At 43.4% G+C, this 22563-nt stretch carries 21 protein-coding genes; 11 read left to right on the forward strand and 10 right to left on the reverse strand.

What is annotated here, in order from left to right; all coding sequences use genetic code 11:
• The first annotated feature begins 10 nt into the window (after positions 1–10).
• The 7 genes from ubiE (at position 11) to ACSLUR_RS10055 (ending at position 5716) form a co-directional block, all read left to right on the forward strand.
• A complete protein-coding gene (gene ubiE, locus ACSLUR_RS10025) occupies positions 11–802 on the forward strand; it encodes a bifunctional demethylmenaquinone methyltransferase/2-methoxy-6-polyprenyl-1,4-benzoquinol methylase UbiE (RefSeq protein WP_448554122.1) in 792 nt (263 codons plus the stop codon).
• A gap of 3 nt (positions 803–805) precedes the next feature.
• Positions 806–1441: a ubiquinone biosynthesis accessory factor UbiJ gene (locus ACSLUR_RS10030; RefSeq protein ID WP_448554124.1), complete on the forward strand. Its 636-nt coding sequence runs from the start codon at positions 806–808 to the stop codon at positions 1439–1441.
• Between the two features lie 103 nt (positions 1442–1544).
• Positions 1545–3188, forward strand: coding sequence for a ubiquinone biosynthesis regulatory protein kinase UbiB (gene ubiB, locus ACSLUR_RS10035; protein ID WP_448554126.1), 1644 nt, complete (start codon positions 1545–1547; stop codon positions 3186–3188).
• A gap of 256 nt (positions 3189–3444) precedes the next feature.
• Complete coding sequence (locus tag ACSLUR_RS10040) at positions 3445–4149, forward strand: DUF1538 family protein (RefSeq protein ID WP_448554383.1); 705 nt, start codon at positions 3445–3447, stop codon at positions 4147–4149.
• Complete coding sequence (locus ACSLUR_RS10045) at positions 4146–4955, forward strand: DUF1538 domain-containing protein (protein ID WP_448554128.1); 810 nt, start codon at positions 4146–4148, stop codon at positions 4953–4955. The genes ACSLUR_RS10040 and ACSLUR_RS10045 overlap by 4 nt, the downstream gene beginning before the upstream one ends.
• Before the next feature lie 9 nt (positions 4956–4964).
• Positions 4965–5315, forward strand: a complete 351-nt coding sequence (locus ACSLUR_RS10050) for a P-II family nitrogen regulator (protein ID WP_116002151.1) — start codon at positions 4965–4967, stop codon at positions 5313–5315.
• Positions 5316–5317: 2 nt separating this feature from the next.
• Positions 5318–5716 carry a CBS domain-containing protein gene (locus ACSLUR_RS10055; protein WP_448554130.1) on the forward strand — a complete coding sequence of 133 codons (399 nt, stop codon included), beginning with the start codon at positions 5318–5320 and terminating at the stop codon, positions 5714–5716.
• Between the two features lie 179 nt (positions 5717–5895).
• On the opposite strand, the gene arsH is transcribed toward ACSLUR_RS10055, so the two are convergent.
• From arsH to ACSLUR_RS10090, 7 genes are all read right to left on the reverse strand, one after another.
• Complete coding sequence (gene arsH, locus ACSLUR_RS10060) at positions 5896–6627, reverse strand: arsenical resistance protein ArsH (RefSeq protein ID WP_448554132.1); 732 nt, start codon at positions 6625–6627, stop codon at positions 5896–5898.
• A gap of 365 nt (positions 6628–6992) precedes the next feature.
• A complete protein-coding gene (gene sigZ, locus ACSLUR_RS10065) occupies positions 6993–7535 on the reverse strand; it encodes an RNA polymerase sigma factor SigZ (RefSeq protein ID WP_448554134.1) in 543 nt (180 codons plus the stop codon).
• Between the two features lie 135 nt (positions 7536–7670).
• Positions 7671–9404 carry a two-component system response regulator gene (locus tag ACSLUR_RS10070; protein ID WP_448554136.1) on the reverse strand — a complete coding sequence of 578 codons (1734 nt, stop codon included), beginning with the start codon at positions 9402–9404 and terminating at the stop codon, positions 7671–7673.
• A 206-nt stretch (positions 9405–9610) separates the two neighbouring features.
• Positions 9611–10033, reverse strand: a complete 423-nt coding sequence (locus tag ACSLUR_RS10075) for a response regulator (protein WP_448554138.1) — start codon at positions 10031–10033, stop codon at positions 9611–9613.
• The gene (locus tag ACSLUR_RS10080) at positions 10017–11927 is read right to left on the reverse strand and encodes a response regulator (protein WP_448554140.1); all 1911 of its coding nucleotides are present in this window, start codon (positions 11925–11927) and stop codon (positions 10017–10019) included. Before ACSLUR_RS10080 ends, ACSLUR_RS10075 begins: the two co-directional genes overlap by 17 nt.
• Position 11928: 1 nt before the next feature.
• Complete coding sequence (locus ACSLUR_RS10085; protein ID WP_448554142.1) at positions 11929–12387, reverse strand: response regulator; 459 nt, start codon at positions 12385–12387, stop codon at positions 11929–11931.
• Positions 12377–13879: a PAS domain S-box protein gene (locus ACSLUR_RS10090; RefSeq protein ID WP_448554144.1), complete on the reverse strand. Its 1503-nt coding sequence runs from the start codon at positions 13877–13879 to the stop codon at positions 12377–12379. The genes ACSLUR_RS10085 and ACSLUR_RS10090 overlap by 11 nt, the downstream gene beginning before the upstream one ends.
• Before the next feature lie 456 nt (positions 13880–14335).
• Here ACSLUR_RS10090 and ACSLUR_RS10095 point away from each other — a divergent pair, with 456 nt between their 5' ends.
• Positions 14336–14848 (forward strand): 2TM domain-containing protein, encoded by a 513-nt coding sequence (locus ACSLUR_RS10095; RefSeq protein ID WP_448554146.1) that lies wholly within the window; start codon positions 14336–14338, stop codon positions 14846–14848.
• Positions 14849–14893: 45 nt separating this feature from the next.
• Here the strand turns inward: ACSLUR_RS10095 and recQ are convergent, their stop codons facing one another.
• Positions 14894–16705: a DNA helicase RecQ gene (gene recQ / locus ACSLUR_RS10100; protein WP_448554148.1), complete on the reverse strand. Its 1812-nt coding sequence runs from the start codon at positions 16703–16705 to the stop codon at positions 14894–14896.
• 153 nt (positions 16706–16858) lie between these two features.
• Here recQ and ACSLUR_RS10105 point away from each other — a divergent pair, with 153 nt between their 5' ends.
• From ACSLUR_RS10105 to ACSLUR_RS10115, 3 genes are all read left to right on the forward strand, one after another.
• Entirely contained in the window at positions 16859–17314 is a 456-nt protein-coding gene (locus ACSLUR_RS10105; protein WP_448554150.1) for a thioesterase family protein, read from the forward strand.
• A 276-nt stretch (positions 17315–17590) separates the two neighbouring features.
• Entirely contained in the window at positions 17591–18502 is a 912-nt protein-coding gene (rarD, locus tag ACSLUR_RS10110) for an EamA family transporter RarD (RefSeq protein WP_448554152.1), read from the forward strand.
• Between the two features lie 114 nt (positions 18503–18616).
• Positions 18617–19066, forward strand: a complete 450-nt coding sequence (locus tag ACSLUR_RS10115) for a hypothetical protein (RefSeq protein ID WP_448554154.1) — start codon at positions 18617–18619, stop codon at positions 19064–19066.
• 23 nt (positions 19067–19089) lie between these two features.
• Here ACSLUR_RS10115 and ACSLUR_RS10120 read toward each other — a convergent pair whose 3' ends face one another.
• Both ACSLUR_RS10120 and uvrD read right to left on the reverse strand, forming a co-directional pair.
• Positions 19090–20343 carry a diguanylate cyclase gene (locus ACSLUR_RS10120; RefSeq protein WP_448554156.1) on the reverse strand — a complete coding sequence of 418 codons (1254 nt, stop codon included), beginning with the start codon at positions 20341–20343 and terminating at the stop codon, positions 19090–19092.
• Positions 20344–20376: 33 nt separating this feature from the next.
• The gene (uvrD, locus tag ACSLUR_RS10125) at positions 20377–22554 is read right to left on the reverse strand and encodes a DNA helicase II (protein WP_448554158.1); all 2178 of its coding nucleotides are present in this window, start codon (positions 22552–22554) and stop codon (positions 20377–20379) included.
• Positions 22555–22563: the final 9 nt, after the last annotated feature.

A 22563-nucleotide genomic window follows, 5' to 3' on the forward strand; every position in this document is an offset into this window, starting at 1 on the left:
CGAATAATTGATGTCTCAGCCCATGCAGCACGAACAAAGTGAAAACCAAAACGCAACAGATCAAGAAACCACTCATTTTGGCTACCAAACGGTAGAAAAAGGTTCTAAAGAATCTATGGTGGCAGGTGTATTCCACTCTGTAGCGAAACAATACGACATTATGAATGACTTGATGTCTTTCGGTATTCATCGCTTGTGGAAACGTTTTACCATTGACGCTTCAGGCGTGCGCCCTGGCAATAAAGTATTGGATTTAGCCGGTGGCACGGGCGATTTAACCGCGAAGTTCTCTCAGCTTGTGGGCAAAGACGGCAAAGTGATTTTGGCAGACATCAATAGCTCAATGCTTAATGTAGGTCGTGACAAATTGCGTGACCGCGGTCTAGTGCAAAACATTGAGTATGTGCAAGCAAACGCCGAACATTTGCCATTTGAAGAAAATACCTTTGATATTGTGACCATTGCATTTGGCCTGCGTAATGTCACCAACAAAGACAACGCATTGCGTTCAATTTTCCGTGTATTAAAACCAGGTGGACGATTACTGGTATTAGAGTTTTCAAAGCCTGAGCACGAAATACTTAACAAAGCTTACGATTTCTATTCATTCAACATTTTACCGAAAATGGGTGAGCTGGTCGCCAAAGACGGTGAAAGCTACCAGTACTTAGCCGAGTCAATTCGCATGCACCCAGATCAAGAAACATTAAAAACTATGATGAATGATGCAGGCTTTGAACAAACCACTTATCACAACTTAACCGGTGGTATTGTAGCGTTACACAAGGGCTACAAGTTCTAATTTATGCGACCTGCTTTACTTGCTCAATTGCTGTGTTCAGCGATAGAAACTATCGCTAATCAAGCGTTTGCCCTAAGTGAAAAGCCTGTAACTTTTGCCGAAAAGTATCAAGGCAAAGCACTTGCTATTGACCTAAAAGAGCTCGGCTTTTCACTGCAATTCCAATATATATCTGCGAAGTTATTAGTCACAAGTCCTGAGCAGCCAGCTGCCGACTGCACCATCACCACTAGCCTATCAACACTTAATAAAATAAAAAGTGAGTACCAACTTACTGAATTGATAAAGGCAGACCAGCTCGATATTTCTGGCGATATGAAACTCGCACAGCAGTTTGCTGCCTTGGCAGAAAGTATTGAGATCGACTGGGGCAGTGCCATTGAAGCGCATATTGGCGATGTTGCAACGCATAAGCTGCTAAGCCTTGTGGCTAAAGCGAAAGACAAACTGAATTTTGCTAAAGCACAAATAAGCGCGGATATGAGCGAATACTTGGTCTTTGAGCAACAGTTAGTTGTTTCTGCTGGCGAATTGCGTCACTTTAACGAGGGCGTAAAAAACAACCAGCAACACGCCGAGCAGCTTGCTCAACGCATTGATGAGCTGTCAGCAAAAATCACGAAACTCAACCATCATTAGCGGGTGTAGCTAGCTAATATCTTGGCTTTGTTAATCAGGGTCTTGTTGAACATAGCAAGTCAAATTAAGCGGCTTAAGCCAATAACACTAACGGAATGCCAACGTGCGCAGCTTACGAATTTATCGAATTATTAAAACCTTTCTTCAGCATGGATTAGACGACCTGCTGCCAAGCAAAGCTATTCCTTGGTATGTAAAATTAGCAAGACTTTCACTGTTTTGGTTATACAACAAGCATTCAGATAAAAGCGATGCCCAGCGTTTTCGTTTAGCCATTGAGGCGCTTGGGCCTGTGTTTATCAAGTTTGGTCAAATGCTCTCAACACGCCGAGACCTGTTGCCACAAGCCTTTGCCGAAGAACTGGCATTACTACAAGACCAAGTACCACCATTTTCTGGCGAGCAAGCCTTAAAACAAATAGAAAAATCGATTGGTCGCGAAGCCTTTGCTACCCATTTTAAAAACTTTGAACAAGAGCCGCTCGCGTCTGCTTCGATTGCGCAAGTGCATACCGCCACGTTACTGGATGACGACGGTAACAACATAGAAGTCGTGCTAAAAGTACTTCGCCCGGGTATTGAAAAAACCATTATCGCTGACATTAACGTGATGTTGATGTTTGCAGGCATTGTCGCCAAGTGGCTGCCTGACGGTAAACGGTTGCGCCCAAAAGAAGTGGTGAACGAATACAAGAAAACCATTTTAGATGAATTAGACTTAAACCGTGAAGCGGCTAATGCCATTCAACTAAAGCGCAATTTCACGCAAGGCCGTGATACAGATCACCACTTATACGTTCCTGAAATTTATAGCAGCTATTGCCACAAGAACGTGTTAGTGATGGAGCGCATCTATGGCATAGGTGTTGGAGAAGTGGCCACCTTGCAGGAACTTGGCTGCAATATGAAGCTCTTGGCTGAACGCGGTGTTGAAGTGTTTTTCACGCAAGTATTTCGCGATAGCTTCTTCCATGCCGATATGCACCCCGGCAATGTATTCGTTAACGCCAGCAACCCTAGCGATCCAACGTGGATCGCCATTGATTGTGGTATTGTTGGCACACTAAACAAAGAAGATAAACGCTATTTAGCTGAAAACTTTGTCGCGTTTTTCAATCGCGATTACCGCAAAGTCGCGCAATTACATGTCGATTCAGGTTGGGTGCCACGCGACACGAGTGTCGATGAATTCGAATTTGCTATTCGCACGGTTTGCGAGCCTATTTTTAATAAGCCGCTGGCCGAAATCTCGTTTGGCCAAGTGTTGGTGAACCTGTTTAACACAGCGCGCAGATTTAACATGGAAGTACAACCACAACTGGTGTTACTGCAAAAAACCTTGCTCTATATCGAAGGTTTAGGGCGCCAACTCTACCCACAGTTAGATTTATGGCAAACCGCTAAGCCTTTCTTAGAAAACTGGGTAAAAGAACAAATGGGTGTTTCGGCAGTTTTTGGCAAAATTAAAGATAACTTGCCATTCTGGAATGAAAAACTACCGGAAGTGCCTGATCTGGTTTACGACTTTTTGCACTCAGGAAAGCAGGCGCATTTACAGCAAATTGAATTATTGACCGAAATCAAACAACACCAGCAAATTAAATCACGCCAGCTGACATATTCTATTCTTGCAGCCGGAGCAATGATCACTAGCGCGTTAAGTTTGTCCGCTCAGAACTGGCTTGTTACCTCAGCTACTGGTGCTATTGCGGTGCTATTTGCAATCAAGGCACTCAGCGCTCGCTAACGCTAATTTCTGCTAACGCTAATTCCTATTGGGGAGCTAAACTGCTCCTCTTCTTCTGCTTTCTTCTGTCCGCAGCTCTGCTCTCTGTTGCTATTCGGCGTAAACCCTCACTCAGAAATTTTCCAGCATTCTCAAAATCAATTGCTAAGCTTGTTTTAAATCAAAACCTAAGCAGTAGCCAACTGCTAAGATGAAGAAAATATAGACAAGGAACTCGCTCAGCTTGCAAGAAACCATCAAAAAGCTCGCTGGATTTATGCTCGGCAGTATTCGCGATTTAGCGCCAATTATTGCCGTGATCGTGTTTTTTCAGCTAGTCATTATTCAACAACCCCTACCTAACGTGCTAGAGCTCTTAGTCGGTGTACTTTTTGTACTGCTCGGCCTGACCTTTTTTATCCATGGTTTAGAGCAAGGCCTGTTTCCTATTGGCGAAACCATGGCTCACGCATTTGCCAAAAAAGGCAGTGTCTTTTGGCTGCTCATTTTTGCCTTTGCACTGGGTTTTGGTACGACAGTCGCCGAGCCTGCGCTTATCGCCGTTGCGGCAGAGGCTGCTGAAGTCGCTGCCAGTGGCAATATGATAGCCGCCGATGAAGCGGCAAAAGCTAGCTACGCTAATGGTCTACGCTTTACCGTTGCCTTATCAGTGGGACTAGCCATTGTGCTTGGTGTATTTCGAATTCTTAAGGGGTGGCCAATTCAGTACCTAATTATTGGTGGCTATGTCTTGGTGGTAATTCTTACCTTGTTTGCACCGGTTGAAATTATTGGTATCGCATACGACTCTGGCGGTGTTACTACATCAACGATCACAGTGCCTTTAGTGACGGCTCTCGGTGTCGGACTTGCTTCTTCCATTAAAGGTCGTAACCCAATGATTGATGGCTTTGGTTTGATTGCTCTCGCGTCATTAACGCCAATGATGTTTGTAATGGTTTACGGGATGGTAATGCTATGAACCTATTCACGATATTGACTGACCTAGCACAAACCATGTTCAGCACGGTAACAGATGTTATTCCAATTGCCGTTATTATTTTTGGCTTTCAATTTGCCGTCATACGCCAACCTGTACCCAATATCGGTAAGGTACTGACAGGATTTGTTTGGGTTGTCGTCGGCCTAACGTTTTTCTTAGTCGGCTTAGAACGAGCCTTGTTCCCTCTTGGCAAATTGATGGCACAGCAACTTACTGATCCTGTGTTTATTGCTGGTGGCGAAGCACTTAATGCGGTTAAACAGGCTATCACACTTAGCTGGCAAGACTATGGCTGGGTTTATTTATTCGCTTTCTTAATCGGTTTTAGTACCACTATTGCCGAACCTTCACTAATTGCCGTGGCGATTAAAGCGAACCAAGTTTCAGGTGGTGCCATTGGTATTTGGGGATTGCGTATTTCAGTTGCACTTGGCGTTGCTATTGGTATTTCTTTGGGTTGTTACCGCATTGTGGTTGGCGACCCTATTCACTGGTACATCATTGCTGGCTATGTCGTTGTGGTTATCCAAACCTTATTTGCGCCGAAACTGATTATTCCACTGGCGTATGATTCCGGTGGGGTAACAACGTCAACCGTAACCGTGCCATTAGTAGCAGCGCTTGGTTTAGGCCTAGCGGAAACTGTGCCAGGAAGAAGCCCACTTATTGATGGCTTTGGATTAATCGCTTTTGCTAGCCTGTTCCCGATGATGTCGGTAATGGCCTATGCACAATTAAGTCAATGGTACGCTCAGCGCAAACGCCCTGAAGCGGCTCAATCTTAAGGAATTATTATGCGCTTTAAACTTATTGTGGTCTTCGTGGAAGATGCACTCACAGATCAAGTCGTTGAATCTGCTCGTGAAACAGGCGCGACGGGCGCGACTGTTATCAACAATGCTCGCGGAGAAGGGTTAAACAAATCAAAAACCTTCTTCGGCTTAGATTTAGTCACCCAACGTGACGTGGTGCTGCTGTTGGTAGAAGAGCACATGTCACGCCATATTTTAGAAGAAATCGCCCGAGTTGGTGAGTTTGACGAAAAACCAGGCTCAGGTATTGCCTTCCAAATCGATGTTGAAGACGCGGTTGGCGTGTCTCATCAAATCAGTCAATTAAGCTCAAGTGTGGAGAACGAACTGTGAGTATGAAACAAACCATCAAATCAAAAGATGTTATGACCTCTGCCTATGCCCAACTTGACGGCATGCAAACAGTGCGCGAAGCACTTACCGCGATGAAAGAAAAAAATACGCAAGTTGTGATCGTGAACAAACGCGACCAACATGACGCTTACGGTATTTTATTGCTGTCAGACATCGCGAAAAAAGTGCTGGCTAAAGACCGCTCGCTTGACCGCGTGAATATTTATGAAATTATGTCTAAGCCAGTAATGGCTGTACCGCCAGAAATGGATGTACGCTACTGTGCACGCTTGTTTGATAAGTTTGGCTTAAGCTGTGCGCCAGTGATTGAATCAGAGCAAATTCTGGGCTTAGTTGGCTACCAAGAATTGCTGATGAAAACTATTGAACAGTTTGAATAATCGCTGACACTGCTTGCGATAAACTTTTTCCAACCAAATACGAAAAAGGTCAGCGTCATAACAGCTGACCTTTTTTATTCAAAACTAAGACTAAGCGATTAATTTAGCTTAAAGCCCCGATATACTCAGATGTACTAGTTCAGATAAACTAGTTCAGATAAATTAGTGCAGACTAGCCACTAGCAGCAAGCCGCTTTCACATCTACTGTTTCTTCAAGTACATTAGCTTGCTCTACTTGCGCTTTAACTGCTTGTAATGCTTGCGTATTGCGTTCACTAAACCTGTCGGTGAGCATAGGGTTGGCATCGCGAGTCAACAAAGTGAATTTCATTAACTCTTCCATCACATCAACAATACGATCTCTAAAGGGTGACGCTTTCATTGTTCCATCAGGGTTAAACTCTTGCCAAGCTTTCGCTACCGATGATTGATTCGGTATGGTTAGCATACGCATCCACCGACCTAAGACCCGCATATTGTTGAGCGCATTAAAGCTTTGAGAACCACCCGTCACTTGCATAATCGCCAGCGTCTTCCCTTGTGTCGGTCGCACAGCACCATCAGAAAGCGGAATCCAGTCAATTTGATTTTTAAACACTCCGGACATATTGCCGTGAATTTCTGGCGAGCTCCACACTTGGGCTTCTGACCACATAACAATTTGCCTTAATTCCTTCACTTTAGGGTGCGAAGCCGACGCGCCATTATCAAACATTGGCAGCTCCGCTGGGTTAAAGAGTTTTACCTCAGCGCCTAAATGTTCGAGTATTCTACCCGCTTCTTGTGCCGCAAAACGACTAAAGGATTCCTCTCTTAGCGATCCGTACAGCACCAATACTCTTGGTTTATGGGTGCTCGGCTTAGTTACAGTTGAAGTGAGGTTAAAGGTATTATTTTCTAGGTAATTCATTAGCTATCCTATGTTTGTTAAGACAGCTATAAGACGTGCGTCAGTCTGAAAAGACGAAACAACAACGAGAAAAAATCAAAATATTTTGCTAACGCTTACTTAGGGCGTGTTGATCTTTCAGGGTTGTTTATGCAGTAGTCTGTTTGGGTTTTATACAAGGCGGCACTTGTGCAGTGTAGTCATTCTCCATAAATAAGTGCCAACACAGTAGAAAATTCAAACAGACGCTGCCCTGCGGGTTCACCTAAACGCTTCCTGCTCATTGTTGCTCGATTTTTACATAGAACGACTATGCGACAAAGCGAGCGCCGCGATCAGAAAGCGTTTAGATAGAACAAAATTCAATCTCGAAAGTTCAACACGCCCTAGTCGCAACGTAAACAGTTAGTCGGTTTTTCGATAAATTCGATTAAATTACCCTGTTTATCCAACTCGAAATGGCAGCAGTCATCAAACAAGGCTTTTAATAGCGTTCGTCCTTTTTGGACGCGAGACTTTAACGTTGAATAGCTAATACCAAGCTGCTCTGCATATTGCTTTTGGGAATGCTCCGAAAGCTCAATAACAGTCAGCAATTCCGCAGTTTCTCGTGGCAGCGCGTTAATAAAAGGCGCGATACATTTCGACAATTCTTGCTTAACGTCAGGTGGACTATTTTCATACCACAAGTCTTGCGCACTAAGATCTCGGTTTCGTTGTTTTCGATAAAAATCGATGATGGTGTGGTTAGTAATTTGGAACAGCCAAGGCTTAATACGGCTTTTATCTTTAAGCTCAGGTAACTTTGTATGCACTTTAATCAAAATTTCCTGCAACAAGTCTTCAACATCATCAACGTTAGCCACTCGTGATAACAAAAACGCTTTCAAGCTACTTTTGTATTGTTGCCAAATAACTTCAAGCTTCATATCAGTGCGCCTTAGACATGTGTTACATGATAGGGAAGAGTGGGGAAATTTATCACACTCCCATCAGCAGCTTAAGCCAAATAGTTAGCGGACTCTGCTTGAAGGATTAAAGCAAATTATCAAAGAAAAGCTAGCCTAGCTATAAGCTGACGTTGTTTGACCTGAACGGCTCACTAACTTGGTCAATGAGGCTAGCGGCATAGGTTTATAATAAAAGTAGCCTTGATGGTAATGAATATGAAGCTGCTGGCAGTACTCCGCTTGTTCAGCACTCTCTATTCCCTCTGCAATCACTCGCATATTCAGTTTATGTAGCATGCTGGCAACGCCCGCCAACATCGCCTTGCTCATTGAATGTTGCGAGCCAGAGTCATCAATAATACTGCGATCAATTTTAACCGTATGAATGGGACATTTTAGTAGGTGTGATAACGACGAATACCCCGTACCAAAGTCATCCAACGCTATCTTAATACCATACTCATATAAGGCTTCTAAGTTTTCTAATGTTGCAGTGTTATCGTTGAGCAGGGCGGTTTCGGTAATTTCAATGGTGATATTCTTGGCAAGAATTTTCTTTTGCTTTAACCGGTTAATGATAGCAGTAGCAAAACCTGCTTCAGTGAGCTGGCAGGGGGACACATTGATAGAAACATAAAATTCAGACGCTGGTGATTGTAAATACGCTGCTAATTCTTCCAGTGCTTTGTCAAATACCCACAAACCGAGTTTTTGAATAAGGCCACATTCTTCTGCAACTGGAATAAACTGATCAGGGCGTTGCGTAACGTTTGCTTTGGGCCAGCGCACTAACGCTTCAGCCCCCATAATTTGTCCTTGCTTGACGATAGGTTGGTAGTGAAGATCAAAATCCTGCGCAAACGATGCGCGCCTAAGCTCGGTTTCGATCTTATACTTAAATAAGATCTCTGCCTGCATATTGTCTTCGTATACACACAGCTTTTCGTGAACGTTTTGTTTAGCTCGATACATAGCAATATCTGCACACTTCATCAGCTCTGTTTGAGTATCCCCATTGAGCGGGAACAGCGCCATTCCAACGCTTGCAGAGCTATGAACTAAATGGTCGTCGATCATAAAAGGTTCCGCCAGAGCCTCTAGCAGCCGATTACCAATTTGTTTTGCTTCTACCAACGACTTAAGCTGACCGCAGGCAAAGGCAAACTCATCCCCCCCAAGTCGGGCAAACAGCTCGTTACTGCGAAAAACTTTTTTAAAACGCTTGGCCACTTCAACAAGTAGTTGATCGCCAACATTGTGTCCGTATGTATCGTTAATATGCTTAAATTTGTCAAGATCGAGCAACATTACGACAATAATTTCACTGGGATGGCGCAGTCCTGCTTTGATGCGCTGCAATAATGATTCTTCAAAATGGTAGCGATTGTATAAGCCAGTCAGAGAATCACGCTCCGCCATACTCTTAACTTTTTGATAGCTTTCGTAAAGCTCTTGTTCTAACTCATAACGCTTTTTCGCCTGTAAAATTGAACGTTTTAGCTGTGAAGGGGTAATATCTTCTTTGAGTACAAAGTCTTGGGCACCAGCATTAATAGCGTCAAGTATAAGCTCATCATCCGCATAATTGCTGACCATAATAAACGCGGTTTCACAGACAAATGGCGATTTTTTCAGTTTAAGCATCAACTCAATACCATTAACCGCAGGCATCAGATAATCCAATAAAACCACATCAAAATTTTGATAAGTGAGTTGTTGCAGTGCTTTATTTGGCTCGCTTTCTTCGACAATATTGTAGTTAAAATCTGCGTTCGACAGAGCGCGTTTTAAACTCGCACGCTCAATGTCATCATCATCCACAATAAGCACATTTAACTGGTTATACATCCTTATACCTCAGTACTTTTAACTTTATACTTCTAACTTTGCACTTTTGCCTTCTAGCTTTTACCTTGGTACAGGAACGCTCCAAAAGTTTAGACGGAAACGTTAAGTAAAAAGTGTTAGCTTAAGCCTCAAATACAAAACTCAAAACAAATTAAAACGCAACAGCGGGAGCTAGTAGGCATTACGCTGGCTAGCGCCAATAGGTTTTATACTGGCAAGTGAGCTATCCGCCAATAACCCTGTAATAACGACACTATTTCAACAAACTCTTTACCTGCTTCATCTTTGACAAAGTAGCCAGCAACGTTTTGGGAATAACTACTGACAATATCTTGCTCATCATCAGAAGTCGTCAGTACAAAAATGATCGCATTTGCTGTGTTCTCATTGCTTCTAACCTGCGCTAAAAACTCTAGTCCTCCCATTTTGGGCATTTGCAGATCAAGCAACACGACAAATGGATGAGGTACAGCATCATTGAGCAGTAGTGATAAAGCTTCTTCACCGTGATGAGCACGGATGATTTTGTTACCAATACGCTCTCTAGCAAAACTGCGCTCTATGGTCATAAAATCAATATCGTCATCTTCAACTACCAGTAGAGTAACTTGCTCACCGAACTTGGTCATAAGCTTCCTTATTGGTTTGCTGAACCACAAGCTGCTGCAACGGCCAAATAATTTTAAAGTGCACCCCTTGGCGGTGTTGTTCGTTATAGACAAGCTCAACGCTACCTTGGTAGTGATCGATGACCTTTTTCACCATCGCCAGCCCCATACCGCTGCCTTCAACTTCATCTTTAGATTTGAGTGTTTGAAACATTTGGAATACTTTATCAGCATATTCTGGCGCAATGCCTGGCCCATCGTCTTGATAATGAATCTCGTAGCAGTTTTCGCGCTCAACTACATCAATAGTAATAGTCCCTTGCGCTTGATGGTGATGTTTGATGGTATTGCCAAGTAAATTCAATAACACAATCTGTAAGGCTGCCCGTGGTAGCATAACGTCGATATCGGTTGCCACCACGGGGAACCGCTCATATTCAGCATTAAGTTCGTGGGCACTGACTGCTAACCGATTAAAGTTAAAGTGTTCAGCGTCTGTCAGCTTTTTATTCAATCGTGAGTAGGCCAGTAAGTCATTCAATAATTGTGATAATCGCGCAGCGCGATTCTTGATCATATTAAAATGCTGCTTAGCACCATCTGGCATGCTATCGCCGTAATCTTCTTCAACCCATGAGACCAGCTTCTTAATGGCATTAAGTGGTGATTTCAGATCGTGTGACGCGATATAAGCGAATTGTTCGAGGTCTTCATTGGACTTTCGCAACTTTGAAATCAGTAAATCGCGCTCTGTCACATCAGCAGCAGAGCCGAGAATAAAGGGCTCACCAGCGCTATCAGTAAAGCGAACTTTATTAGTTTGGAGGATTCGGACTTCACCGTTGGGGAATGTAATTTTTTCAACGGTTTCGCTAAAACCCGCAGCAAACGCTTCCTTGTCTTTGGCGAGAAAGTCTTCTACGTCTGCTGGGTCATAATCTTCAAAAGTCGTTCTGCCCAACACTTGCTCTTGATCGTCAACCCCATAAAGTTGAAGGAATTGCTCGTTAACTTTAACTAAACGAAAATCTTTGTCTTTCACGAACATATAGCCAGGTACAGCCTGAAAGACTAACTCTAAAAAATTATGCGCCTCGCTAAGTTCTTGTTCTTTTATTGCTAACTGCCGGTCATGACGCTTTTTCTGCACCGCTAGCCGAATAGTTTTATCCAACATACTGGCAGTCAATTCAGCTTTGACTAAATAGTTTTCCGCACCAAATTTAATGGCATTAACGGCGACAGATTCACTACCTTGCCCTGTAGTCATAATGACGGGTATAAAAGGGTGATTAGTGACAATATTAGCAAGCACTTCTATGCCCGTTACCCCTGGTAGAGAGTAATCAAGCAGTATGCAATCTGGCTGTATGTTTTTAACCAGTTCCATACCTTTTTGACCTGTAATGGCATGGTAAAAAATATAGTCACTGGATGCCTTCCCCAACAAGCGTTCACACATTTCAATATCATCGGGGTTATCATCAATGATCAATACTTTGCAATCCAAAGAAGTGCGCCGAGGTAGCAGTGTTTTAGCATGTTTAATTGCTGAAGATATTTTCTCGTCGAGATTAACAGAGAATAAATTATATTTGTTGATATAGTCTTGGGCGCCTTGTTTAATCAAGGTTGCGGCGGTTAACTGGTCTGTTTGTCCGGTTAACACCACAATCGGAATGCTAGGAATTTTGGCCTTTAAAGCACGAAATAAATCTAAGCCCGACATGCCCGGTAGGTGGTAATCAAGCAAAATACAATCGTACTTGTTCACTTCAATTAGACTTAACCCTTCTTCACCTGACAAGGCACTTGAGAACTGATAGCTATGCACCTGACATTTAGCTAAAGAGCGCTGAATTGCTTCAACATCGTCTGGGTTATCATCAATGATTAATACATCCCTTACTTGCATGCTAGCTTTCCTTTTGCTCGCTACCTGGCAATACCGCAATACCAAACCAATAGTCTTTCATGGTTCCTATCGCTTGCGTAAGCCCTTCGAAACTAACCGGTTTTTGAATATAAGTACTGGCTCCCAAGTTATAGCAGGCTTCAATATCATGCGGATCTGTGGAAGTGCTCAGTACCACAACAGGAATACCTTTTAATGCCATATCCTGTTTAATAATTCTCAGTAATTCTCGCCCGTCTAGGCCCGGCATATTAAGGTCTAACAAAATAATTATCGGCTTTTCAGCAGCGTTTTCACCACTGTGCTTGCCTTCATGGTACAAATAATCTTTTGCATCCTGACCGGATTGACACCAAGCAACGGGATTTAACAATTGATTTTTGCGCAATCCTCGAAAGGTTGCCTCAAAATCATCCGGGTTATCATCAACTAGCAAAATAGTACCGACTTTATTGTCCATCGTTGCCTTCCACATTTAACGTAAAGTAAAAGCAAGTACCGTTGCCCAGCGAGGACTCCAGCCATATTTGCCCATTTTGCCGCTCAATAATTTTTTTAACGAAAGTTAACCCGACACCTGTGCCACGAACAGCATCATTTTCTTCGTTTAAGCGCTTAAAAATGCGAAAAATATCGCTAAAGAAGCGTTTATCAATACCAATACCATTGTCTTTAACAAAGAAAACTCGTGATTCCTGAGTACCTGAGAACGGGTTAATGGTTTGCGTTATGCCCACTTCAACACGCTTATGCGGGCTATGGTTGTATTTGATTGCGTTAGAAATTAAGTTTCGAAACAACTCAGTCGTACGCGGGACATCGCACAACACCTCAGGTAAATCACTAGGCCAATGCACGCTGATATTGGGGTTTTCTTCAGGCAACGTGATTTCCACGACATTGGTTAACACGTCAGTAAGATTAACCTTGTTGATCGCTAACTCCTGACGCCCGAGCCGAGAGTAGTACAGCAAGCTATCAACCAAGTGCTCCATGCGCTGGCAAAGAAATCGCATTCTTGCCAGTCGCTGTTTACCTCGCTCATCAACTAATTGCTCGTAGTCTTCTTCTAAAAATATGGCGTTATTAGACAAGCCGCGTAATGGTTCTTTAAGGTCATGGGAAGCGATATAAGCGAATTGGTCGAGCTCTTCGTTACTCACTTTTAGCTGATCCATATAAGTTTGTATTTCACTTTCTGCGGCTTTGCGCTCGCTAATATCGTGAATAATGCCAACAAATATGCTCTCGCCTTCACTTTTCATTTCATTGACACCGAGTTCTATCGGAAAAATGGTGCCGTCTTTTTTCCGCGCCGCAACTTCACGACCAAGGCCAATGATTTTTTTCACGCCACTGTGATGATAGTTTTGTAAATATTGATCGTGTTCTGAGTGATAAGGGTCTGGCATCAGCATTTTGACATTTTGACCAACCACTTCGCTTTTTTGATAACCAAAAATACGCTGTGCCGCTTTATTGAATTCTTTAATTTGACCACGTGAATCTATCGTAATCAGGCCATCAATCACGGTATCTAGTAAGGTTTCGGCATATTTAACAGATGTTCTAAGTTGCGCTTCACCTAGCTTGCGACTGGTAATATCGCTAATGGTGCCGAGAAAATAGCGTTGCTCATCTATGAACAATTCGTTCACCGATAACTCCATCGGAAAAACCTCGCCATTTTTGCGCTGTGCTTTTATTTCACGACCTTTGCCAATGATTTTCTTGGTGCCAGTGGTTAAGTAATTGGTTAGGTAGCCGTCGTGCTCAGAATGAAAAGGCTCAGGCATTAAGACATTAACATTTTTGCCTAATACTTCTTCCGATTGGTAACCGAAAACGCGACATGCAGCGGCATTGAAACTTTGAATTTGGCCTTTTTCGTCAATAATGATAAAGCCATCGACAACAGTATCGATGACCGACTGTATTTGGGCATTAAACATGGGGGACTACATCATTCCTTTGATCAAAGATTTTTTTGTCCGTTCATCAAAGGTATAGACCATTTTCATCAATTATTGAAATTAGCCCGCTATATATTGGGAAAATAGTCGATAAGCTTGTAGATTTTGTCCAGCCTACTTGCCAACATCACTTAACTAAGTCTATGATTTTCAAAGGTTGTCACCTAAATGTCGCCTCTATGACGTGGTGTTTATAAGCCACAACAAAGATGATTGCTAACGACTGCAATATTTAACAAGTATTGCCAAATAATACCAATTGAATTAATTAGTTGATCAATTGTGGCGTAGGAAAAAGGTTCATAAACAAGGCACGATTTTTTGGTAACTAGTTGTTCTAATTTCAAAAATAATAACGCAGTTTATGGGCGTTTTAACCAGCCAAAATGATCAAGTATTTATTGAAATTGGTATAAGCTGCAAAGGAAGATTTACATGCTAATAAAGAAGTTACGCCTACAACGTGGTTGGTCACAAGAACATTTATCACAAGTGTCTGGTATTAGTGTTCGCACGATTCAGCGTATTGAGCGTGGCCAAAAAGCGGGGCTCGAATCACTTAAATCGCTGGCAGCTGTTTTTGAAATTGATATTACATCACTGCAACCGGAGGCAGACATGACCAGCAATCAAATATCATCAGAACATTCATCAGGGCTAGATCGTTCTTCTCAACTTCAGGTGACGATTGAAGAACAACGGGCAATGGAATACGTGCAAGGGCTCAAAGCTTTCTATGGGCACTTGGCCACCTACATCATCGTTAACATCGTATTATTGGCCGTAAATTGGTTTATTACGCCGGGCTATTTCTGGGTACTGTGGGTAATGATGGGGTGGGGTATTGGCCTTGCCAGCCATGCTGTCGCTACGTTCGAGTTATTCAACTTTTTTGATGCCGATTGGGAAAAGCGTGAAATTGAGAAACGTTTAGGACGAGACTTGTAAGCCAATAACTCGCGCTACCCGCTATACAGAATTAAATAGAGGGTATTAGCCACCCAGGTGGGCGTTTATCAATGACAAGAATGGCTCACCATATCTCGCCAGCTTAGTATCACCAATACCACTGACCGACAACATTTGTGCTTGTGAACGAGGCTGAATACGTGCTAATTCCGCCAATGTTGCATCGTTAAACACGATAAACGGGGCGACATCTTCGGCATCGGCAATTTCTTTGCGCAACGAGCGCAATTTGCCAAATAGCTTGCGATCGTATTGCTTGGTGGCCGTGTTTTGCTGCCAGTAGCTAGCACGTTGTAAGCGTGGTGAAGCGAGCATTAAGGTTTCTTGCGCCGTTAAGATTGAGCGGGCAGCTTCAGTTAACTTCAGTGCCGAATGCTGAGCAATATCTTGCTGTAAATAGCCTAAATGAATCAGTTGGCGAATCACCGAAAACCAGTAGCTGGGCGTTTTGTCTTTGCCAAGACCAAAGGTTGATACTTTTTCGTGACCATGTTTTTGAATAAGCGGCGTTACTTGACCACGTAGTACCGTCACTACGTATTGCACATCGCCTTTTTGCTCAATGCGATAGACACAAGACAATACTTTTTGCGCTACTTCTGTGGCATCAAATTCGCTGGGTGGATCCAAGCAAATATCACAGTTACCACAGCGTGTTTTAGTAAATTCAGCAAAGTAATTGAGTACCACTTGTCGGCGACAAGTTTGCGCATCAACAAAATCAGTCATCGCCTGAAAACGTTGCATCTCTACTTTTGCACGTTGTTCATCTTCATGCTCAGCAATGCGTTTTTTCATGCGACTAATATCTTGCTCATCGCACAAGAACAGTGCCTCTGCGGGCAAACCATCGCGACCAGCACGACCAATTTCTTGGTAGTACGACTCTATCGTACGAGGCGGCTCAAAATGCACGACATAACGCACATTTGGCTTGTTAATACCCAAGCCAAAGGCGACTGTGGCGACTACAATTTGAATATTGTCTTTGGTAAAACCATCTTGCACGTAAGCGCGAATTTCAGTTTCTAACCCTGCGTGGTAGGCAGCACAATTAATCCCTGATTCACCCAAAAATTTACTGAGCTTTTCCACTTGCCAGCGACTACTGCAATAGATAATACCGGCATCGTCTTTACGCTGCTTTATGTACGACAGAATTTGCTTTTGACCGTTGTACTTTTCCGCAAGCGTAAAACGAATGTTCGGGCGATCAAAGCTGTCTAGGTGAACATAAGGGTTGTGCAAGCCTAGTTGCTCAAGAATATCTTTGCGCGTAGTGACATCAGCAGTGGCGGTTAAGGCCATCACGGGAATATGTGGAAAATGGCGTTTTAAACAGCCTAGCTGGGTATATGCGCGACGAAAATCATGCCCCCACTGAGAAATACAATGTGCTTCGTCAATGGCAAATAAACGAATGGGTAGGCTAGCAATACCTTGCAAAAAGTAGTGCTGAGTTAACCGCTCAGGAGCCACATAAAGTAGACGAATTTGCCCTGCTGCCAAGCGCTGAAAAATATCGTTAACCTCAGCTTGGCTCTGCGAAGAGTTAACAAATGCGGCGCTAATGCCCTGTCTAGTGAGACCGTCGACCTGATCTTTCATCAATGAGATCAGTGGCGAAACCACAATAGTGATGCCGTCAAACAAGGTGGCAGGCAACTGATAACACATGGACTTACCGCCGCCTGTTGGCATTAAGACTAAGCAATCTCGGCCACTCATCACTTGCTCAATAACATCTGCCTGCCCATCGCGAAATGAGGTGTATCCAAAATGATGCTTGAGCGAATCGAGAAGTGAAGCTTGCGGGGCAATTGCAGAGGGAGTCAACGGTTTTCCAGCTGGTTAAAAATCGCAAGCATTTTAGCCCAAGCGCATGTGAATCCCTAGTGTGGAGTTTAAAAAATACAAAAAAAGCTGCTAGGCTGAGGTTACCTTGTCAGCACATCAGACCAGATCATCAAAGGAGCTAAGGCGCACAATATGAATAAAGAACAACGCTTTCAAAAAGTTGCTGAGCTATGGAATGCCAACATGCCATTTAACCAGTTACTGGGTTTTGAAATTTCTCGCTTTGACGATACCCGCTCTGAAATTAGCTTTCATTGGCACGACAAACTCATTGGCAATCCTATGCAGAAAATACTTCACGGTGGAGTAACGGCCGCTGCACTAGATTTGGCCGGCGGTGTTGTTGCTGCCGCCAGCATTATCGCCAACATGGAAGAGGCTTCAGCACAGGTGATTCAGGAAAACCTCAGCAAGCTCGGCACCATAGATTTACGTACCGACTTTTTACGCCCCGGCCGAGGCGAGCACTTTGTTGCTTCCGCACACATTATTCGCAGTGGTAGTAAAGTGGCTGTAGCCCGAATGGAGCTACACAACGAAAAGAACGACCATATTGCCTTTGGTACTGGCACCTATATGGTTGGTTGAAACCTAATTAACCTTAGCTCGGGATAATAAATAGTGAAATATTTATATTCATGCACTTACACCTAAAGGTTTCTTCTAGTGAGATTTTTACTGATATTAAGGCGAATTTACGCGTCAATAGCTCGTCTATTGCAAGTGAATTCAACAAAGATAGCAGTGAAAATAGCCGCTAGAAGTGCATTAGTTATCACGAGCTGAGGTTAATTATAACCTTGCTATGAATGCGCGAACCTGTGATAGAATTCGCGCCCTTAAAATAGCGACTAGGTCTTCTTCATGCCCAACTCATCAGCTTCAGCTCAAACTAATAGCGGAATAATCAATGCGCTAGCGGCATACTTTATGTGGGGCTTAGCACCAATGTACTTTAAGGCGCTAACAGCCGTTGGAGCGACTGAGATATTGATCCACCGCGTCGTCTGGTCAACGCTGTTATTGTTGGTCATCGTTGTAGTTATTCGCAAATGGCAGCCTTTTATCAATACTATCACCAACAAAAAAGTCGTCGCTAGCCTTGCAGTTACGGCAACATTGCTGGGCAGTAATTGGTATATCTTCATTTGGGCAGTGAATAACGATCACCTTTTAGATGCCAGTTTAGGTTACTACATCAATCCTATTTTTAATGTCGCGTTAGGTATGATTTTCCTTGGTGAACGGTTGCGCAAGTGGCAGGGTGTGGCAGTGGCGCTAGCGATAGTTGGCGTACTGATTCAAGTCGCCGTACTCGGTACTATCCCTGTGATTTCACTGGTGTTAGCAGCAACTTTTGGCATTTATGGTTTAGTGCGTAAAAAGCTACATGTTGATTCGTTTGTTGGCTTACTGATTGAATCGCTATTACTATTGCCTGTTGCGCTCTTAGGTTGGCTATTTTTTGTCAGCAGTGACACCAGCAATATGGCAAATAATGCTTGGACGCTAAACACTATGTTAGTGTTAGCCGGTATTGTCACCACAGCACCACTACTTTGCTTTACCGCAGCAGCTAAGCGTTTAACGTTAGCAAGCCTAGGATTTTTCCAGTATATCGGCCCTAGCATTATGTTTATGCTCGCGACATTTTATTATCAAGAAACGTTAGAACCGGCCAAGCTTGCAACCTTTGCCTGTATCTGGCTCGCACTGCTGGTTTACAGCGCAGACTCTCTGCGCGCGCGAAAGGCCAGTAAAGCTGTATCAGGCTAATTGGCAGAGCATTTAAAAAACAAAAGAAAAACCAAAGTAACCAATAGACAAGTAACATTGCAAATTCTCAGGCTGAGCTATACTAAACAAGGTATTTAACAGGGAATTTGCACTATGGAACAGTTACTTGTCTTTGAAAAAATCCGCTATCAGATCGACCCGCCAAACAATATATTCACAGTGAAAGTTGCACGTAATATCGACTACAAAGACATTGTCGTCCATTACGGTAATTTAATGGAAGATGAGCGTTATTATGCAGGCTTGAATGGGTTATATGACTTTAGCCAATTAAAACGCATTACCGGCGATCACCAAATTTTGATTGATACAGCAGCGGTTATGAACGACCCGCAAGTGGTTAGCCGCCCAGCTAAAACCGCCATTGTCGTGTTTGAAAAATTCGGAATGTTTTATGAAGTCTTGAATAGGTTTTGCCAGGCAACAACGCCTTCTCAAAACGACTTTCAGATATTTGATGTCAGCGAAAAAGCTGAAATTGAGCACTTTCTTGCTCTACCGAAGAACTACTATCAGCTGGCAAGTAATACCTTGCCAGCCTAGCTACAGCGTCCCGCACAAAGTTACTAGTCTTCTTGGCCGCTAATCACTACTTGGTTACGGCCATTTTCTTTAGCATTGTACAAGGCCTGATCGGCCGCATTCATTTGGCTTGCTAATGAGCCTGTACCATTGAACACCACACCAATACTGATAGTAAGTGATATTTGTTGGTCTTCGTAGGGCAGTTGCGCTACTGAAAGTTCTCGGCGCAAATCATCTAGGCGCGTGAATAATTGGTCTTCATCTACACCTTCCATCAACACTGCAAACTCTTCACCACCTAAACGTGCCAACATCGCTCTTGGCAAATGTTTACGCATATACAAGGCAACCATTTTCAGCACATTGTCACCGGCATCGTGACCATAGTTATCATTGATTTTTTTGAAGTAATCAATGTCTAACATTGCTAACCCGTAGGTCACTCCTTGTTCGGCGTATTTAGGCAACTTATTTTGCGCAACCTGAATAAAGGCGCGACGGTTAGGTAGGTCAGTTAAGTAGTCAGTATTGGCTGCACGTTGAATTTGTTTAATATTGTTTAAACTTTCAATATTTTGCGTAATTCGACAGTAAAACTCTTCTGGGCAAAATGGCTTACGCAAGAAGTCATCAGCACCATTTTTGATAAATCGAGCAGAATGAATACCATTGCTGGCTCCTGAAATACCAATAACCGACATACGATCGCGTGAGTAGCGTTTCCGTAATTCATTGGTAAGCTCAATACCATCCATATTCGGCATTTCTAAGTCGGTGATCACCATCTTAATATCAGGGTGCTGATCAAGCACTTCCAGTGCTTTAACACCGTCGCTGGCGACATAAACGGTAAAGTTTCTGCGCATTAACAATTCAACAACATGATTGCGAGTTGCTAGGCTATCATCAACCACCAAAATACCATTTTCATGGTTCACTTGTTGGCCATGCAAAATACGTTTTAAATATAAAAACGCTTGGCTATTTTCTTTCGGAATATAATCAACAACGGCTTGCGCTAAGATTTTCTGACGGGTGATATCATCCATTTTCCCGGTCATCACAACCGCTTGTACGCCATGTGACAAGACACAAGGGATGGCTTCACCATCAGATGCATCTGGCAAGGCATAGTCAACGGTGGCAGCAAAAAACTTAGTATCACCATGCAATAAAGTTTCAACTTCTGCCAAGGTACTCGCGACAACTGTTTCAAATCCCAATGATTCAGCCAGCTGACATATAACCCTAGCAATTGGCTTACTATCTTCTACAACTAATAAACGATCAGCCATTATCTCTCGTTACTCCTACTCATATGAACCGAGCTAGTTAATTGATGTTAAGTTAGCGTACGAAACAACTAACCATTTGATACCCACTTGCTCAAAATTAACCTGAATACGGCTTTGAGCACCCGCTCCTTCATAATTAAGTACCACACCTTCACCAAACTTTTGATGCATCACTCGTTGCCCAAGGCTAAACCCTGTATTATCAAAAGATTCCGTGGTTAAGGTCGCAGAAAACCTGCCGCTTGAAGCTGGTCGTGAAACCTGACTTTGCAAGCGTATCTCTTCTACACACTCTTGTGGTAACTCGCGTAAAAAACGACTCGGCTTATGGTATTTTTCTTGACCATATAAGCGCCGACTTTCAGCATGACATAAGTATAGCTTGTGCATTGCCCTTGTCATGCCAACGTAACATAGGCGTCGCTCTTCTTCTAAACGACTAATATCTTCTTGCGACTGTTGAGAAGGGAACATACCTTCCTCTAAACCAGCAATAAAGACCAGCGGAAACTCCAAACCTTTCGCCGAGTGCATCGTCATTAATTGCACCGCCGGCTCGTATTCATCTGCTTGCGACTCACCTGCTTCAAGCGAGGCATGAGTAAGAAAAGCCGTTAACTTAGTTTGTTCTTCTTCCAGTTCTGGTTCTTGCACAAAGGTTTGGCAAGCCGTTACTAATTCGTTTAAGTTTTCAATGCGTGCTTGCGCTCGTTCGCCTTTTTCTGCTTGGTACATAGCTTTAAGACCGCTATGACCGATAACAAAGTTCACTTGTTGATCTAAATCTAATGCCGCCGAGTCATCTTCAAGCTGATCAATCAGGTTAATAAAGTTCGTAATGGCGTTTGCAGCGCGGCCTTTAATACTTTGTTCGGCCAGCATATTTTGACACGCTCGCCACAAAGTAACTTCCATGGATTTTGCAGCATCGCGAATCAGCGCTAGGCTTTGGTTGCCAATGCCTCGTGTTGGCGTGTTGATAATGCGCTCGAACGCAGCGTCATCGTCACGATTATTAATTAGGCGCATATAAGCGAGCGCATCTTTAATTTCTTGGCGCTCGAAGAAGCGTAAACCACCATAAATGCGGTAGGGCAGCTGTGCTTGCAGTAAGGCTTCTTCAAGTAAGCGTGATTGCGCATTACTGCGATATAAAATGGCGACATCATCAAGCGAGCCATTTTCTTCACGCCAAGTATTGATTCGGCCAGCGATAAAGCGAGCTTCGTCGATCTCATTGAAGGCCGTATAAATCGAGATTTTTTCGCCAGCCGTGTCTTGCGTCCACAACTCTTTACCAAGGCGGTTATTGTTGTTGGCAATTAACTTGTTTGATGCATTTAGAATGTTAGCGGTAGAGCGATAGTTTTGTTCTAAACGAATCGTTTCTGCTTTCGGGTAATCATCAAGGAAGCGCTGAATATTCTCAATTTTTGCACCACGCCAACCGTAAATTGACTGATCATCGTCGCCAACAATCATGACATTGCTTTTATCTTTGCCAAGCATGGTCAGCCAGGCATATTGAATCGCGTTAGTGTCTTGGAATTCGTCAACCAAAATGTGCTGAAAGCGCTGCTGGTAGTGATTAAGTAACGCAGGGTGCTCAAGCCATAACTCATGCGCACGCAACAAGAGCTCAGCAAAATCAACTAAGCCAGCACGGTCACATGCATCTTGGTAACTTTGGTAAATATTAATAAAGGTTTGCTCGGTCGGATCAAACTGGGCATCAAGGTGTTTAGGTCTTAACCCCTCATCTTTTTTGCCGTTGATATACCAAACCGCTTGCTTGGCTGGCCATTTTTTCTCGTCTAGGTTGAGCGCTCGAATAGTGCGCTTGACTAAGCGCAATTGGTCATCAGAATCTAACACTTGGAAGCTCTGCGGCAAGTTGGCTTCTTGAAAGTGCATGCGCAACAAGCGGTGAGCTAGGCCATGGAAAGTCCCTAGCCACATACCAAACACATTACCGCCAGTGGTTTGCTCAACACGGGCGCGCATTTCTGAGGCGGCTTTGTTGGTAAAGGTTACCGCCAAAATACTATGTGGCGACGCTTGCTCAATACGCATTAACCAAGCGATACGTTGCACTAAAACACGTGTTTTGCCACTGCCTGCGCCTGCCAGCACAAGCATATTTTGTAAGGGGGCAGCGACGGCTTCGCGCTGCTTGTCATTTAAACCGTCTAATAGATCAGAAACGTCCATTACTTAGAA

It is taken from the genome of Thalassotalea montiporae, from assembly GCF_053485855.1.

Bases quoted from the DNA above. Each gene is read 5' to 3' on its own strand.
- ubiE (WP_448554122.1), top strand. From the start codon at position 11: ATGTCTCAGCCCATGCAGCACGAACAAAGTGAAAACCAAAACGCAACA.
- ACSLUR_RS10030 (WP_448554124.1), top strand. From the start codon at position 806: ATGCGACCTGCTTTACTTGCTCAATTGCTGTGTTCAGCGATAGAAACT.
- ACSLUR_RS10040 (WP_448554383.1), top strand. From the start codon at position 3,445: ATGCTCGGCAGTATTCGCGATTTAGCGCCAATTATTGCCGTGATCGTG.
- ACSLUR_RS10045 (WP_448554128.1), top strand. From the start codon at position 4,146: ATGAACCTATTCACGATATTGACTGACCTAGCACAAACCATGTTCAGC.
- ACSLUR_RS10050 (WP_116002151.1), top strand. From the start codon at position 4,965: ATGCGCTTTAAACTTATTGTGGTCTTCGTGGAAGATGCACTCACAGAT.
- ACSLUR_RS10055 (WP_448554130.1), top strand. From the start codon at position 5,318: ATGAAACAAACCATCAAATCAAAAGATGTTATGACCTCTGCCTATGCC.
- arsH (WP_448554132.1), bottom strand. From the start codon at position 6,627: ATGAATTACCTAGAAAATAATACCTTTAACCTCACTTCAACTGTAACT.
- sigZ (WP_448554134.1), bottom strand. From the start codon at position 7,535: ATGAAGCTTGAAGTTATTTGGCAACAATACAAAAGTAGCTTGAAAGCG.
- ACSLUR_RS10070 (WP_448554136.1), bottom strand. From the start codon at position 9,404: ATGTATAACCAGTTAAATGTGCTTATTGTGGATGATGATGACATTGAG.
- ACSLUR_RS10075 (WP_448554138.1), bottom strand. From the start codon at position 10,033: ATGACCAAGTTCGGTGAGCAAGTTACTCTACTGGTAGTTGAAGATGAC.
- ACSLUR_RS10080 (WP_448554140.1), bottom strand. From the start codon at position 11,927: ATGCAAGTAAGGGATGTATTAATCATTGATGATAACCCAGACGATGTT.
- ACSLUR_RS10085 (WP_448554142.1), bottom strand. From the start codon at position 12,387: ATGGACAATAAAGTCGGTACTATTTTGCTAGTTGATGATAACCCGGAT.
- ACSLUR_RS10090 (WP_448554144.1), bottom strand. From the start codon at position 13,879: ATGTTTAATGCCCAAATACAGTCGGTCATCGATACTGTTGTCGATGGC.
- ACSLUR_RS10095 (WP_448554146.1), top strand. From the start codon at position 14,336: ATGCTAATAAAGAAGTTACGCCTACAACGTGGTTGGTCACAAGAACAT.
- ACSLUR_RS10105 (WP_448554150.1), top strand. From the start codon at position 16,859: ATGAATAAAGAACAACGCTTTCAAAAAGTTGCTGAGCTATGGAATGCC.
- rarD (WP_448554152.1), top strand. From the start codon at position 17,591: ATGCCCAACTCATCAGCTTCAGCTCAAACTAATAGCGGAATAATCAAT.
- ACSLUR_RS10115 (WP_448554154.1), top strand. From the start codon at position 18,617: ATGGAACAGTTACTTGTCTTTGAAAAAATCCGCTATCAGATCGACCCG.
- ACSLUR_RS10120 (WP_448554156.1), bottom strand. From the start codon at position 20,343: ATGGCTGATCGTTTATTAGTTGTAGAAGATAGTAAGCCAATTGCTAGG.
- uvrD (WP_448554158.1), bottom strand. From the start codon at position 22,554: ATGGACGTTTCTGATCTATTAGACGGTTTAAATGACAAGCAGCGCGAA.